The 13,425-nt window shown below is 43.9% G+C and carries 18 protein-coding genes; all 18 read left to right on the top strand.

Annotated features, from left to right (window positions below; genetic code table 11):
* Positions 1–9 precede the first annotated feature (9 nt).
* Positions 10–228 (top strand): translation initiation factor IF-1, encoded by a 219-nt coding sequence (gene infA / locus DOT_RS09415; protein WP_007778476.1) that lies wholly within the window; start codon positions 10–12, stop codon positions 226–228.
* A gap of 21 nt (positions 229–249) precedes the next feature.
* Positions 250–363 (top strand): 50S ribosomal protein L36, encoded by a 114-nt coding sequence (gene rpmJ / locus DOT_RS09410; RefSeq protein WP_009617550.1) that lies wholly within the window; start codon positions 250–252, stop codon positions 361–363.
* 92 nt (positions 364–455) lie between these two features.
* Positions 456–827, top strand: a complete 372-nt coding sequence (gene rpsM / locus DOT_RS09405; protein WP_009617546.1) for a 30S ribosomal protein S13 — start codon at positions 456–458, stop codon at positions 825–827.
* Between the two features lie 18 nt (positions 828–845).
* Positions 846–1,235 (top strand): 30S ribosomal protein S11, encoded by a 390-nt coding sequence (rpsK, locus tag DOT_RS09400; protein ID WP_009617544.1) that lies wholly within the window; start codon positions 846–848, stop codon positions 1,233–1,235.
* 13 nt (positions 1,236–1,248) lie between these two features.
* On the top strand, positions 1,249–1,878 hold the full coding sequence (rpsD, locus tag DOT_RS09395) for a 30S ribosomal protein S4 (protein ID WP_009617542.1): 630 nt from the start codon (positions 1,249–1,251) through the stop codon (positions 1,876–1,878).
* Positions 1,879–1,947: 69 nt separating this feature from the next.
* Positions 1,948–2,895 carry a DNA-directed RNA polymerase subunit alpha gene (locus tag DOT_RS09390; protein ID WP_009617540.1) on the top strand — a complete coding sequence of 316 codons (948 nt, stop codon included), beginning with the start codon at positions 1,948–1,950 and terminating at the stop codon, positions 2,893–2,895.
* 26 nt (positions 2,896–2,921) lie between these two features.
* Positions 2,922–3,260 carry a 50S ribosomal protein L17 gene (gene rplQ, locus DOT_RS09385; RefSeq protein WP_009617538.1) on the top strand — a complete coding sequence of 113 codons (339 nt, stop codon included), beginning with the start codon at positions 2,922–2,924 and terminating at the stop codon, positions 3,258–3,260.
* Between the two features lie 111 nt (positions 3,261–3,371).
* The gene (locus DOT_RS09380) at positions 3,372–4,847 is read left to right on the top strand and encodes an ATP-binding cassette domain-containing protein (protein ID WP_009617536.1); all 1,476 of its coding nucleotides are present in this window, start codon (positions 3,372–3,374) and stop codon (positions 4,845–4,847) included.
* Positions 4,848–4,904: 57 nt separating this feature from the next.
* Entirely contained in the window at positions 4,905–5,630 is a 726-nt protein-coding gene (locus DOT_RS09375; RefSeq protein WP_009617534.1) for an energy-coupling factor transporter transmembrane component T, read from the top strand.
* A gap of 37 nt (positions 5,631–5,667) precedes the next feature.
* Positions 5,668–6,459 carry a tRNA pseudouridine(38-40) synthase TruA gene (gene truA, locus DOT_RS09370; RefSeq protein ID WP_009617532.1) on the top strand — a complete coding sequence of 264 codons (792 nt, stop codon included), beginning with the start codon at positions 5,668–5,670 and terminating at the stop codon, positions 6,457–6,459.
* Positions 6,460–6,679: 220 nt separating this feature from the next.
* Complete coding sequence (gene rplM, locus DOT_RS09365; protein ID WP_009617530.1) at positions 6,680–7,111, top strand: 50S ribosomal protein L13; 432 nt, start codon at positions 6,680–6,682, stop codon at positions 7,109–7,111.
* A gap of 23 nt (positions 7,112–7,134) precedes the next feature.
* Complete coding sequence (rpsI, locus tag DOT_RS09360) at positions 7,135–7,530, top strand: 30S ribosomal protein S9 (RefSeq protein WP_009617527.1); 396 nt, start codon at positions 7,135–7,137, stop codon at positions 7,528–7,530.
* Positions 7,531–8,693: 1,163 nt separating this feature from the next.
* Positions 8,694–9,425 (top strand): N-acetylmuramoyl-L-alanine amidase, encoded by a 732-nt coding sequence (locus DOT_RS09355; RefSeq protein WP_009617521.1) that lies wholly within the window; start codon positions 8,694–8,696, stop codon positions 9,423–9,425.
* A gap of 297 nt (positions 9,426–9,722) precedes the next feature.
* Positions 9,723–10,190 carry a response regulator transcription factor gene (locus tag DOT_RS09350; protein ID WP_009617517.1) on the top strand — a complete coding sequence of 156 codons (468 nt, stop codon included), beginning with the start codon at positions 9,723–9,725 and terminating at the stop codon, positions 10,188–10,190.
* Positions 10,187–10,669: an endolytic transglycosylase MltG gene (locus tag DOT_RS09345; RefSeq protein WP_009617516.1), complete on the top strand. Its 483-nt coding sequence runs from the start codon at positions 10,187–10,189 to the stop codon at positions 10,667–10,669. Before DOT_RS09350 ends, DOT_RS09345 begins: the two co-directional genes overlap by 4 nt.
* Positions 10,670–11,288: 619 nt before the next feature.
* Complete coding sequence (gene rocF, locus DOT_RS09335) at positions 11,289–12,191, top strand: arginase (protein ID WP_009617514.1); 903 nt, start codon at positions 11,289–11,291, stop codon at positions 12,189–12,191.
* A gap of 166 nt (positions 12,192–12,357) precedes the next feature.
* Positions 12,358–12,936: a sigma-70 family RNA polymerase sigma factor gene (locus DOT_RS09330; protein WP_009617512.1), complete on the top strand. Its 579-nt coding sequence runs from the start codon at positions 12,358–12,360 to the stop codon at positions 12,934–12,936.
* Entirely contained in the window at positions 12,890–13,351 is a 462-nt protein-coding gene (locus DOT_RS09325) for a hypothetical protein (protein ID WP_040411734.1), read from the top strand. The genes DOT_RS09330 and DOT_RS09325 overlap by 47 nt, the downstream gene beginning before the upstream one ends.
* Positions 13,352–13,425 lie beyond the last annotated feature (74 nt).

Below are 13,425 nucleotides of genomic sequence, written 5' to 3'. Positions count from 1 at the left end.
TGAATGAGTATGTCAAAAGAAGACGTTATAGAAGTTGAAGGTAAGGTCTTGGAGCCACTACCTAATGCCATGTTCCAAGTTGAGTTAGCGAACGGACACAAGGTTTTGGCACACGTCTCCGGTAAGATTCGAATGAACTTTATCCGGATTCTTCCCGGTGATCGGGTCACGGTGGAGCTTTCCCCCTATGATCTATCACGAGGACGAATCACATATAGGTTTAAGTAATGACCAAAGGGAGGGATTACGGTGAAAGTAAAGCCTTCTGTTAAAAAGATCTGTGAAAAATGTAAAATTATTCGTCGCCATGGTAAAGTCATGGTCATTTGTGAAAACCCGAAACACAAGCAAAGACAAGGCTAAAAGTTTCGGTTGCGCGGCTGATTGGAGTAAGTCCTCCAATGCACCGATTTTATATTGATACAGAACTTAAATAGTGGAGGTGTAAATTTTAGATGGCACGTATCGCTGGAGTTGACTTACCGCGCGAGAAACGTTTAGAGGTTGCCTTAACCTATATTTATGGGATTGGGCTGCCAACTTCACATAAGATTCTCGCTAAAACGGGCGTAAGCCCGGATGTCCGAGTGCGTGACTTGTCAGAAGACGAAGTCGGCAAGCTTCGGGAAGTTATTGATAAAGAGTTTAAGATTGAAGGCGACCTGCGTCGCGAAGTTTCCCTCAATATCAAGCGTCTTATGGAAATTGGTTCCTATCGTGGCCTGCGCCATCGTCGTGGACTTCCAGTTCGAGGTCAGCGCACGAAAACCAATGCCCGAACTCGTAAGGGTCCGGCTAAGACTGTTGGAGCAAAACGTAAAAAGTAATAAGGGGGGATAACTTAGATGGCACGTAAAGTTGTCCGGACAAAACGCCGGGAACGTAAGAATATTGAAAGTGGAATTGCTCATATCAAATCCACATTTAACAATACCATGGTAACTATCACGGATACCCATGGTAACGCACTCTCCTGGTCCAGTGCAGGTTCCCTTGGCTTTAAAGGTTCTCGTAAAAGCACGCCATTTGCTGCGCAGATGGCTGCCGAGACCTGTGCTAAAGTTGCGATGGAACATGGCTTAAAGGATGTTGAATGCTTTGTAAAAGGACCAGGTGCAGGTCGTGAAGCGGCTATTCGCGCACTACAAGCTGCTGGTTTGGAAGTAAACTTAATTAAAGACGTGACACCGATTCCACACAATGGCTGTCGGCCACCGAAACGCAGAAGGGTATAGGAGGTGTGTAATCATGGCTAGATATACTGGTCCAGTTTGTCGCTTATGCCGACGTGAGGGATTAAAATTATTCCTCAAAGGAGAGCGTTGCTATACTGGAAAGTGCGCGATTGATCGTCGTGCCTATGCTCCCGGACAACACGGCCAAGCCCGTGCGAAGAAGCCCACTGAATATGGTCTTCAGTTACGAGAGAAACAAAAAGCACGCCGTATGTACGGTGTTATGGAAAAACAATTCCGTCACTATTTTGACGAGGCAGCTCGGCGTAAAGGGGTAACCGGTGAAAATCTGCTCTCGCTGTTGGAACGACGACTAGACAATGTTATTTTCCATTTGGGCTTTGCTTCATCCCGCCCGGAAGCTCGTCAACTCGTGAATCACGGACATTTTACCATTAATGGTAAAAAAGTTGACATTGCATCTTATTCCGTGCGTGCAGGAGAAGTTATTGCTGTTAGAGAAGGCAGCAAGAGCTCCCCAAGGATGAAACAACTTCTTGAAAATCTGGGTTCACGTACTGTTCCTGTATGGCTGAGCTTGGATGCCAATACTGCTGCTGGAACTGTTGTCGCACTACCTACTCGTGAAGATATTCAACTGCCCATCCAAGAACACCTCATCGTGGAGAAATACTCCCGTTAATGTTGACGTTCTGCCCAAGTGGGTTGGATGGTTTGTATATCAAGTTCTCGAGAAAGAAGGTGCATACCGATGTTAGAAATCGAGAAGCCCAGAATCGAGTGTATCGAGCGTTCTGAAGACGACTCCTATGCTAAATTCGTCGTTGAGCCTCTTGAAAGGGGATATGGGATTACCTTAGGGAATTCTTTAAGGCGCATCCTGTTGTCCGCTCTTCCGGGATCAGCGGTGACATCGGTCAAAATCGAAGGGGTGCTCCATGAGTTTTCTACAATACCGGGCGTTTTAGAAGACGTTACAGACATTATTCTTAATCTGAAGTCCTTAGCCCTGAAAGGTTATACGGATGAGCCGCGGATTATTCGTATAGAGTCTCAGGGTGAAGGAGTTGTTAGGGCCGCTGATATTATTAGTGACCCAGACATTGAGATTCTGAACAATGACTTGAAGATTGCTACATTAGATAAAGATGGCCGGCTATTTATGGAAATGACGGTGGAACGCGGTCGTGGCTATGTTTCTGCGGACAAAAACAAGAAGCCAGACCATGTCATTGGAGTTATCCCTATTGACTCCATCTTTGCCCCGATTTATAAGGTCAACTATACGGTCGAGGATACCCGGGTTGGTCAGATCACGGACTATGACAAGTTGACTCTTGAAGCATGGTCTAATGGCAGTATCTCACCAGAAGAGGCCACCAGCTCGGCAGCCAAAATTCTGAGTGATCATCTGCGCCTTTTCATAGGACTAACTGATAAGCTCAACAATGTTGAGGTTATGGTGGAAAAAGAAGAGGAAGCCAAAGATAAAATCCTCGAGATGACGATTGAGGAACTTGATCTGTCCGTTCGTTCTTATAACTGTCTCAAAAGGGCAGGAATTAACTCGGTTGAAGAGTTAACTCAAAAAACGGAAGAAGACATGATTAAAGTGCGTAACCTTGGTCGCAAGTCTTTAGAAGAAGTGGAATTTAAACTCAGAGACCTAGGTTTAATATTTCGCCCGGCTGAGGACTAATTCGGTGCAAAAGGAGGGGAATGTAATTGGCTTACCGCAAGTTGGGAAAAAACATGGGTCATCGCGGGGCAATGTTGCGTAACATTGTCACTTCCCTGTTAAAACATGAGCGTATTCAAACGACAGAAGCACGTGCCAAGGAACTAAATGCCATTGCTGAAAAGATGATTTCACTTGGCAAGCAAGGCGATTTGGCTGCCCGTCGTTTAACGATGGCTTATCTCATGGACGAAGATGTTGTTACAAAATTGTTTGATACTATTGCGCCGAAATATGCTGACCGTCAGGGAGGCTATACTCGTATCATGAAACTCGGCTTACGTCGGGGAGATGCTGCCACAATGGTAATCATCGAACTCGTATAATGCGAGTTGCTAAAGGCCGGGTTGCTTAAAACAAAGTTTTAAGCATGCCCGGCCTTTGCTAATGGCGTTTGGATGGACCTTTCGCTATGGTAAAGGGAGTGATTTCGGTCGATGAAAGTGCTCCAAGTGCAGAACATTCATTATGGCAATATATTGAACGGAGTGGATTTTGACTGGCACCAGGGTGAGATCATCGCGCTTATGGGTGCCAATGGCTCCGGGAAATCAACCTTGGCTAGGGTCTTGAACGGATTGCTGGAACCCAAAGAAGGGGAGATCCGGCTCACGTTTGACGACACTGTTTGTGATTGGAACACAGTGAAAAGGTGGCAAGAAATCGGGCTTGTAGGGCAACATCCTCGTCGGCAAACAATTGGCGCAACGGTAGCAGAAGAGTTGGGCTTTGGACTTTTAAACCTGGGATGGGATAGACAATCCGTGGTAAATAGAGTGCTGGAGCTGGCTGCGTCTGTGGGCTTAGAGGGTAAGGAAGACCAGTCTCCTGCGACACTTTCAGGCGGAGAAAGACAACGCTTGGTTACTGCTGCTATTTTAGCATTGCAGCCATCCTTTCTTATATTGGATGAGTCCTTAACCATGCTCGATATGCACGCTCAAGCGAACGTGCTGAAACTCTTATTTAAAGTCCATGCTCAAACCGGGCAACTTTGGATTACTCATGACCCAGAGTTAGCAAGACAAGCGGATCGTCTCTTGGTTATCAAAAACGGAAAAATCTCAGACTTGGGTAATCCCAGTGAGGCATTTGTCAACGGTGAGATGTATTCTCCAGATGGTCTTAGGAAGGTATACATTAATCCGATCTCGCTAGACCCAAAACAGAAATATTCACAGATAATGGACTCAGGAAAACCAAGAGCAAAAGATTTGTTAGAACAACCAGCTGCTCTGGAATGGAGACAGGCTAACTATGATTCCCGTCTACACCTGAATAACGTTGTAAGGACGGGCGAATTTATTGGCATAGTTGGTCCTTCTGGTTCAGGCAAGACAACACTTTTAGAAAGTGCTGTTGGCCTAATTCTGCCCAATGAGGGGCAACTAATAGTTGGCGGAGAACAGATTACAAAAGCGAATTTGAATATACTGCGTACAAAAATCCGTTTAGTTCTTCAAGAGGCAGGAGAATATCTGATTGGCCGCAGCGTCTATCATGAGATTTTTTATGGAGAGTCTCAGCAAGACTTGAAGATAAAAAATAAAGAGAGATTAGCAATATTGGAGAATTTTGGTCTCCCTGTAAGCATGGCGGATGTTGCTCCTGAGCGTTTGAGTGGTGGAGAACGCCAAAAGGTCGCCCTAGCAGCAGCTTTGCGAACTCTCCCAGAGATTCTTCTACTGGATGAACCGTTACTTGGACTAGACGCAACAAGCCGAGTAGGGATTCAAACAATGATTTCGGCATGGGATATGACGATACTATATGTTACACACGATCTAAGAGAAGTCCTACAGGATGCTGATCGGATTTGGTTGGTAGAGAACGGGAACGTGGTCTTAGATTGCTCGATCCAGAGTTGGCAAGAGCATCAGGAGCAATTTCGAGCAGCTGGTGTCCGCTGCTAAGAGGAGGGAGGGCAAAGTATCAAAGCTTTTGAACTCTATTACCCAGGTAATAGCCTGTTGCACCGTTTTGATCCAAGGATAAAGGTCGGGGGGTTAGCTATTTTGTCCCTTCTAATAACAATGACCCGCTGGCAGGGGCTTCTCTTAACCTCCTTTGCCCTCCTGGGACTTGTGTTATTAAGTCGTGTCCCAATTAAAATATATGGTTCGCTCATAGTTGTCCTTTTTTGGGTGGGATTGTTTTATGGACTAGTGACAGGGTGGGTCTGGCCAGAAAACAGAGCCATTTGGTTTGGGCATTGGTCAATGGGTGGTTTAGCACAAGCTGTTGACATGGTTTGGCGTATATCCCTGATCTTTGGATTAACTCGTCTTTATACGGCAGTAACAATGCCTCTCGCGCAAGGGGTAGGAATAGCGTATTTTTTTAACCCGCTCATCCGTATTACACCCAAAGCTGCGGACTTTGCACTTTTACTTACCTTAACACTGCGCTTTATTCCGCTTATTGTGGAGGAGGCCATCCTGATATGGAAAGTTAGATTGTTAAAAAGCGAGTGGCCTCACTCCAAGATTAAACGATTCTGGGAAATAATTCAGCTCATAGTACCGCTCATTTTACTTAGTTTGAGGCGAGCAGAAGAACTTTCTGAAAACCTGATGTCTCGAGGATATGGTTCGGGCAACTACCGAACCCTCACCCTTCATGAGCAGACTTCCAAGGATCGCTTAGGAGTTCTGATTGTGGGAGTTTGGGGAATATTACTTTTGGTATGGAGATAGACTTAAATCTATACGTAGCGGAGGCTAGAAGTATCAAATGAGAAACATTAGGCTAACAGTAGCATATGACGGAACAAACTATCATGGGTTCCAGCGACAGGATCAAACTTATGGTCCCACAATTCAGGGAACTTTAGAAGCAGTATGGAAAAAATTAGTCGAGGAAGAGGTAACCCTAGCTACTGCAGGTCGGACGGATGCGGGAGTGCATGCATCTGGGCAAGTCGTGAACTTTATGACAGCAGCAAGAATTCCGGAAGAAAAAATCCCGAAGGCCTTTAACAGTTTGTTGCCCAGGGATATACGTATCCTTCAGGCAGAAAGTGTACCGCATGACTTTAATGCCAGGTGGTCAGCAAAGTGGAAACGCTACGATTATCAGATTGACAACCATCGCATTCCTAATGTATTTCTGCGCCTATATGCCTCTCATGTGCCCATTCCCTTAAATGTAAATCAGATGCAGGCGGCAGCCAGTTTATTCGAAGGACATCATAATTTTAAAACCTTTGCAGCGGCTGGTGGAGCAAGTAAGACATTTGAACGAACGATTTATCGTTGTCAAGTGAAAGAAGATAAAGGTATAATTAGGGTCTCTTGCGTGGGGAATGGATTTCTATACCATATGGTTCGTATTATGGTCGGAACACTAATGGATGTGGGAAAAGGTCGGATTCTCTCTCAAGAGATCCCAGAAATTATAGCCAGCCAAGAACGGAAACGGGCCCGTATAATTGCGCCTGCCCATGGTCTAACTCTTGCTTATGTGAATTATACGGAACAAAGTCCATTTGAAGTTTTTAGAGATCTTTTGCCGGATAACTATTAATCTAGGTACGAGTATCAATTAACAAATATCGAATCGTATAGTGAATATCCAATATTAAACACGAAAATACTTGACAAAGAATAGAAATTTAAATAAAATATCAATATGAGTTTTTATGCCTTGGTTATGATTGAGCCCCATGCCCCTGGCATACCACAAGCATGATTGAGCCCCATGCGCGTGAGGAAAAACAAAAAACTGCTAAATTGGAGGGAAAGTCATGACCACGTTTTTTGCGAAAGCGCAAAACCAAGAGCGCAAATGGTTTATCATTGACGCTGCGGGAATCCCCTTGGGTCGTATTGCTACTGAAGCAGCACGTCTCTTAAGAGGTAAACATAAACCGACATTTACCCCTAATGTTGATACTGGGGATCATGTCATTATTATTAATGCAGAGAAATTGGTTCTAACTGGTAATAAACTAAATGACAAACTCTATCGTCGTCACTCAGGGTTTCCTGGTGGGTTAAAAGAAATCCCCTATAAAAAATTAATGCAAATTATGCCTGAACGAGCTATGGAACATGCCGTGAAGGGAATGCTTCCTCATAACAAGTTGGGCGCCCAAATGTACACAAAGTTAAATGTGTACAAGGGAGATTCGCACCCGCATCAAGCTCAACAACCTGAAATCTGGACGATTCAGTAGTTTAAGGAAGGAGGAAGTAAAACATGGCAACTCAATTACAATATGCTGCGACAGGACGACGTAAAAATGCAATTGCTCGCGTTCGTTTAATTCCGGGTGAAGGAAAATTCATCATCAACAAGCGTGAAGTAGCAGAGTATTTCGGCAAGAAAACATTAGAAATGATTGTGCAACAACCATTTAACATTACAGATACGCTTGCTAAATATGATGTTATCGCTCTCGCCCACGGAGGTGGCACCACAGGTCAAGCTGGTGCGATACGCTTAGGTATTGCCCGTGCTTTACTGAAGGCGGATGCCAGTCTTCGTCCAAGCCTTAAGAGAGCCGGTTTCCTTACGCGTGACCCACGTATGAAGGAACGTCGTAAATATGGCTTGAAGAAAGCTCGTAAGGCTCCCCAATTCTCCAAACGTTAAGAAAATACAAATCCCCAAACCCTTGTGGTTTGGGGATTTCTCATTTAGTAAGACTCTGGGAAAATCTATGAATTTTGACTCGGTAACAGGCACTGTTTCAATCACAGGTGTATGAGCCCGCTCTTGATACATTGTTCAATAAATTACTCCTTAATATCGACTAGAGAATGTTATTCGTATTGGTCGATTGAAGGCAATGTCCTTACGGCAGAGAGTAGAATACCGATAAACACTAAGATAATAATTAATTTCATTCTTTAAACAACTCTTTCTTTAAAAATAGTAAATCATACAGGTTTTCGATATTAAAAAGGATATTCCTTCCATGTGACATTCTTAATGGTTTTACGACTTTATAAAAATACATATTATTAGTTGCAATATAAGTAGAAAATCTAGCTGATTTAAGGGAAAATGGAATTTGATGATGGATTAATATCAGTTGAAGAGTGTCTCTATCAGGGAGTTAGGGAAGAGGATGTTTCATGTTTAAAAATGCACAAGGACGGATATACTTATATGTAATACATAATATAAGTATGACTAAGAAAGGATGATTACAATTAAATTAGTTTGGGCCAGTGTCGACCTAAGAAACCCCGTGAATAAGGAAAGACTGCAATTTAGAGAACTTAAAAATCGTGGCTTTTGGACGCGATTATTTGGGAAATAATCTTTTTGCAAAAAGATTCCCATCACGGTGGGGATCTTTTTTTATCCAGGTTGAAATTCTTAATCAATTCTTGACATATTCATCCTTAAATATCTACAACTCTATTGTATTCTAAGAGCAGAAGATCTTAATTAGATATAAACAACATGAAAAAGACGAAAGACCGCCCTTGCTGTGGGGCGGTCTTTCAGTACTAGTCTAGCCATCCATGGCGATGCTCTAACCTCGAACGTCCTGTTCGAGTCTTGGCCAGCGCATAAGTTAACTACGGCAGTCGCGTTCGCCGAGGCTAACAAGTAGGCGGATACGTGCTAAGACAGTGTCTGCAAGAAGGGTTAATACGTGCGAAGACAGTGTCTTCGTGTGGGTGCAAGCAAAGTATTGTTTATGTACTTAATTTTTTTCTTGTACTTTTTTGACAAGCCAAATGCATATTCCGAAGGTCTCCCCCATAAGGTAAGACGGAATAGACTGGGGGAGGCGGATGCGAATGAGACCAATCTGGGTAGTAAGTTTGAAGCGACGTAAGGGAGCTATTCTGGGAATTACGCTGGCACTTCTTATGATGTTAGCTCTAGGATGGGGAATTCGTGGGCAAGATGAAGAAATATGGAGTTGGACTTTAGGCAATAGAGTTGTTGTGATCGATGCTGGTCACGGGGGCGTGGACCCAGGCGCTGTGGGTAAAGGTAAGGTATTAGAGAAAGATGTGACTTTGGCCGTATCTAAACGCCTACAGGCCTTAGTTCAGCAAAGTGGAGCTAAGACAATTATGGTCCGCGAGGATGATAGAGACTTAGGAACTTCACAGGGCCTATTAAAGCGAAAACGAGAAGATTTAGCACAACGTATCCAACTTGCTATGGACAGTCAGGCTGAAGTTTATATTAGCATTCACGCCAATAGTTTTCCTGACCCAAAACTGACTGGCGCCCAGACGTTTTATCATTCGGATTCGCCGGAAGGCAAGTTATTGGCTCAATCAATTCAGCAGGAGTTGAATAAGATGACGAATGGCAAAAGAGTGATTAAGGCAAATCAAGATATATATGTTTTGAAAAAAGCACATCAAGCAGCAGTAACCGTTGAACTTGGCTTCCTTTCAAACCTTGAAGAAGAACAACTCCTAACAACGCCAGAGTATCAAGAAAAGCTAGCTATTGCTATTTATCAAGGTTTAAGTGTCTATTTTAGCAAACAAACGGAAGGGCCCAAGAGTTAAAGTAAAGAAGATGTAATTGGAAAATAATACTGTTGCAGGAGAACTATTTTTCTTTAGCGAATACTTAAAAATGAAAAGAAAGCTAGACTTGTGCCCACACGAAGAAACTGTCTTCGCACGGGTTAGCACAGCGGAGAAGTCTTTTAAAATTGGTAGATGTCTTAGTTGTGCTTTACGCCGGTCATAACTTGAATAGGATTTCAGGGTTTGAGCATTGTCATGACTCAAACACGAATGTTAGAAGTTGAAAACTTCTACGACTCAAAACAGAACGGTTGAAGGAAAGGAGGAATAATTGTGGACATCTTACCAATCATTTTATTTCTTCTTGGAGTTATTTTTTTGTTGTTGGGTTGGCGCTGGCAGAGTTCACCCAGCGAAGAGTCCATGTCTGCTTTAAAAGGACTTGCATATTTGAAAAGAGAAATTCTTAGAGTTCAAGATCAGGTTCATGTTCTAGAAGAGAAACTACAAAGAACTAATCAAAATGAACTTAAAGAAGTTGACCTTAAGGAAACTGATGAAGCAATCAATAAAGTATCCGAAGGTAAGGGAAAAAGTAAACTGTATAGGTTAAATGCCAAAGAACAGAGAGAAAGTTGCAGTGAGAGTGAACAGCAACGCCATATCTCACCGAAATACCAAGAAGTATTGGAACTTGCTGCCAACGGGCAACGGATACATGAAATTGCCCAACACTTATCACTAAGTCAAGATGCAGTAAGGATGGTTTTGCGGACGCAGTCCAAAGGAGGGACTCTATGAAAGTTACGCGTTCCTATTGGCTAGGTTTGGGTTCAGGGCTTATTTTGAGTGCGATGTTGGCTTTGGTTATCACTCCATTGCAGGGACAAGCGGTAGGATCGCAAGAAACATCTTCTGCATCCCTCGCTAAGCAGCAAACAACAACTCAGCCTTTCGTAGCGGGGGCGAAACAAACCGATTCCCTTTCAGAGCCTCAACCTTCTGCAGCTATTCAACCTCCAGCATCGACTCAACCATCGCAAGGTCAATCGCCTAATCCCCAAACCTCCACGCAAATTGAGCAGAAATTTATCGTTCCAAAAGGAGCCAGTTCCGAACAGATAGCAGAATTGTTACTCGCACAGGGCTTTATAAAGGACAAAGATTCTTTCTTAGTGGTCGCTCATCAATTGGGAGTAGAAAGTAAGTTTAGAGCAGGAGCGTTTACTTTGTCGCCGGGCCTTACCTCGGAGGAATTGATTCACCGATTGACAAAGTAGGAAGGACTTGTTTGACACAGTGCTCGGTGCTTACGACGCAGAGCAAACTAACCGTTCAAACTCCTGGCTTTAGGGAGCGGGGTTCATCCTTCGGCGATAGCATTATTTTAAAGAGCCCCCTACGGCGATAATCTCCACAGGAGACTATCGTGCCAAAAGCGCCATCCTTGGCGCATTGGCAGCAGCGCACGTCCTTGTGCGCTGCCCCGTATTTGGGGTCGGTCGCTTGAACGGAAGTTTGCTAGGCTGCTTACGTAAAGACGTCGCGCTCGTGTCATACTGCGTCTCGGGGGAACGCTTAGTCTTGCTTTGGAGATTGTTGAGGATTCGTGACAGGTGACGAGTGTTTGGGGGACGGCACATTCATGTGCACCGTCTTACTGGGGTCTTTTTTACAGATTTCGTTATTCTGGGACGGGAGTGGGGACGGAAGTTTGCTTTTCCGCTTACGTAAGACGTCGCGCTCGTGTCATGCTGCGTCACTGGGTTTGGAAGAATCGGGAGACACGGGTCGGTTCCTGACTTGTGTACGAAATATATGCTTGCAAATTATTTGCAAGCTTTTTTCTTTTTCGGGGCACATTAAAGTGAAGATTGGTCAAAGTGAGGTAGTAAGTGTATGAATAAAAAAGTCATCCGAATTATTGGGGTACCTATTGATTTAGGGGCTGGCCGGCGTGGGGTGGATATGGGCCCTAGTGCAATTAGATATGCTGGATTAAACGAGCGTCTACAGAGGTTAGGATGGGACATTGAGGATCATGGAAATTTAGAGGTTCCGGTCCCAGAGACACGAGAAATCAAGGACAAGCGGCTAAAGTATTTACCGGAAATTGTAACGATCAATGAATTGCTCTATCTGAAGGTGTCGGAGGCAATAAAGGAAGGGGTCGTTCCTTTAATCCTCGGTGGAGACCATAGCCTGGCAATCGGAGCTCTTGCAGGCTTGGCAACAGAAGGCCGTAGTTTTGGTTTGATTTGGTTTGATACACATGGGGATTATAACTCACATGATACCACGGACAGCGGAAATATTCATGGGATGTCCTTGGCGGTGTCCAATGGAATTGGTGCGCAGGAATTAATATCTATTGGAGGACAACAAAAAAAGATACGAGAGGAAAACACGGTAATTATAGGGGCCCGTGAAATAGATTCCAAAGAGCGTGAAATGCTTCACCAATCTAAGATCACAGTGTTTACTATGCGGGATATTGATCAAAGAGGAATGAAGGAAGTGGTTGCTCAGAGCATAAAAATTGCCTCCCAGGGAACGGATGGAATTCATGTTAGTTTTGATGTAGATGTCATTGATCCAGAAGAGGCACCAGGTGTTGGAACTCCAGTTATCGGAGGAATTACATATCGGGAGGCACATTTGGCAATGGAACTCCTAGCAGATTCTGGCTATCTATCGAGTATGGATATTGTTGAAGTGAATCCGATCTTGGATCATCAGAATAAAACAGCCGAACTAGCGGTAGGGCTGATTTGTTCTGCGTTTGGTAAGCGTATTTATTAGTCAATGAAACTTCCCCTCCAAATGGGCCTTTCTTATAAAACGATTGTGGGTTAAAATGGAAGGGTACCATGTCAATTAACTGAAACTTTTGTGGTTAGCCTTACGTATTGAGAGTAGGAGAATTAATGAGAGCTTAAAAGAGCCTTGGGATGGGAGCCGGAATGGTATGGAAGATGCCGAGATCATTCGGCAAGTACTAGCTGGTCATCACGAACAATATGCTGATCTTGTTCGACGTTATCAGGAGCCTTTAATTTATTTTTTGCGACGAACGCTTGGTTCGGAGGAGGATGTTTTGGATTGTGCGCAGGAGGCGTTTCTAGCCGCTTACCGCAACTTGTATCGATACTCGGAGGCTCATCTGTTTCGGGCTTGGTTATATGCTATCGCTCGTAACAAAGCCCTTGACCTCCTTCGTAAACGGCGTAGAGAAGTTCCGTTGATTCTGAATGAAAGCCTCGTTGATCATCAACCTAGGCCTGAGGAAGTTTGGATAGCGAAAGAACAAGCTTCCATGCTTTCTGAGGTGTTAAATGAGCTTCCTGAACATTATGCACAAACACTCTATTTGCGTTATAAACAAGAACTTTCGTACGAAGAGATCGCCTTAGTATTGCAGGTTCCCGTAAGCCGGGTCAAGACCTACCTCCATCGGGGAAAAGAAAAACTACGCCAGCACTTGGAGAGGAGGAATATCTATGATGGAGACGGAGAACGAGTTGTGGACTCAACTATTTCAGGATAAACCAATTCCCCAAGCAGCATTAGAAAGTTTTCAAGCTCAAATCATGGCTCAGATTGTGGTACACCCTGTGAATTTTAGAGTGAAGGTCCTAGCTGAGCGCAGAAAATGGGGGCTTGGGTTAGCTATAAGCTTACTGACCATTGGATTTGCTTTTGGAGCATTTTTATGGTTTGAAGGAAATCTGCTCTATCCAGGGTTGCAGGTGTTACTGGTCATACTCGCTGGCTTGCCGTTCACCTCCGAGTTGCAGTATGTCGGACACCAAATCTTACAGGGTATGTTACTTTTCCGTGAGCTGAAAACAGGTCTAATTCTTCTATGGGGTGTGGTTTCCTGGCCAATTCTGGGGGTGTTATCCGTGATGGTAATATTCAGAAGGTTTAACCCTGTTCACAATGGAAAGCACTTTACTTAAAAGTTAAAATAACTGATTGTAGAGTTTAGCCGTGGTTTAAACAGATGAATAAATAGAGAAAGAATTTAAGAAGA

Origin of the sequence: Desulfosporosinus sp. OT, from assembly GCF_000224515.1 — a bacterium.
Taxonomy (GTDB): domain Bacteria; phylum Bacillota; class Desulfitobacteriia; order Desulfitobacteriales; family Desulfitobacteriaceae; genus Desulfosporosinus.
Note: the sequence above shows the minus strand (reverse complement) of the source record. Positions and strands in the feature narration are given on the sequence as shown.

Bases quoted from the DNA above. Each gene is read 5' to 3' on its own strand.
- rocF (WP_009617514.1), top strand. From the start codon at position 11,289: ATGAATAAAAAAGTCATCCGAATTATTGGGGTACCTATTGATTTAGGG.
- DOT_RS09330 (WP_009617512.1), top strand. From the start codon at position 12,358: ATGGAAGATGCCGAGATCATTCGGCAAGTACTAGCTGGTCATCACGAA.
- DOT_RS09390 (WP_009617540.1), top strand. From the start codon at position 1,948: ATGTTAGAAATCGAGAAGCCCAGAATCGAGTGTATCGAGCGTTCTGAA.
- DOT_RS09325 (WP_040411734.1), top strand. From the start codon at position 12,890: ATGATGGAGACGGAGAACGAGTTGTGGACTCAACTATTTCAGGATAAA.
- DOT_RS09355 (WP_009617521.1), top strand. From the start codon at position 8,694: ATGAGACCAATCTGGGTAGTAAGTTTGAAGCGACGTAAGGGAGCTATT.
- rpsI (WP_009617527.1), top strand. From the start codon at position 7,135: ATGGCAACTCAATTACAATATGCTGCGACAGGACGACGTAAAAATGCA.
- truA (WP_009617532.1), top strand. From the start codon at position 5,668: ATGAGAAACATTAGGCTAACAGTAGCATATGACGGAACAAACTATCAT.
- rplM (WP_009617530.1), top strand. From the start codon at position 6,680: ATGACCACGTTTTTTGCGAAAGCGCAAAACCAAGAGCGCAAATGGTTT.
- rpsK (WP_009617544.1), top strand. From the start codon at position 846: ATGGCACGTAAAGTTGTCCGGACAAAACGCCGGGAACGTAAGAATATT.
- DOT_RS09380 (WP_009617536.1), top strand. From the start codon at position 3,372: ATGAAAGTGCTCCAAGTGCAGAACATTCATTATGGCAATATATTGAAC.
- DOT_RS09345 (WP_009617516.1), top strand. From the start codon at position 10,187: ATGAAAGTTACGCGTTCCTATTGGCTAGGTTTGGGTTCAGGGCTTATT.
- infA (WP_007778476.1), top strand. From the start codon at position 10: ATGTCAAAAGAAGACGTTATAGAAGTTGAAGGTAAGGTCTTGGAGCCA.
- rpsD (WP_009617542.1), top strand. From the start codon at position 1,249: ATGGCTAGATATACTGGTCCAGTTTGTCGCTTATGCCGACGTGAGGGA.
- rpsM (WP_009617546.1), top strand. From the start codon at position 456: ATGGCACGTATCGCTGGAGTTGACTTACCGCGCGAGAAACGTTTAGAG.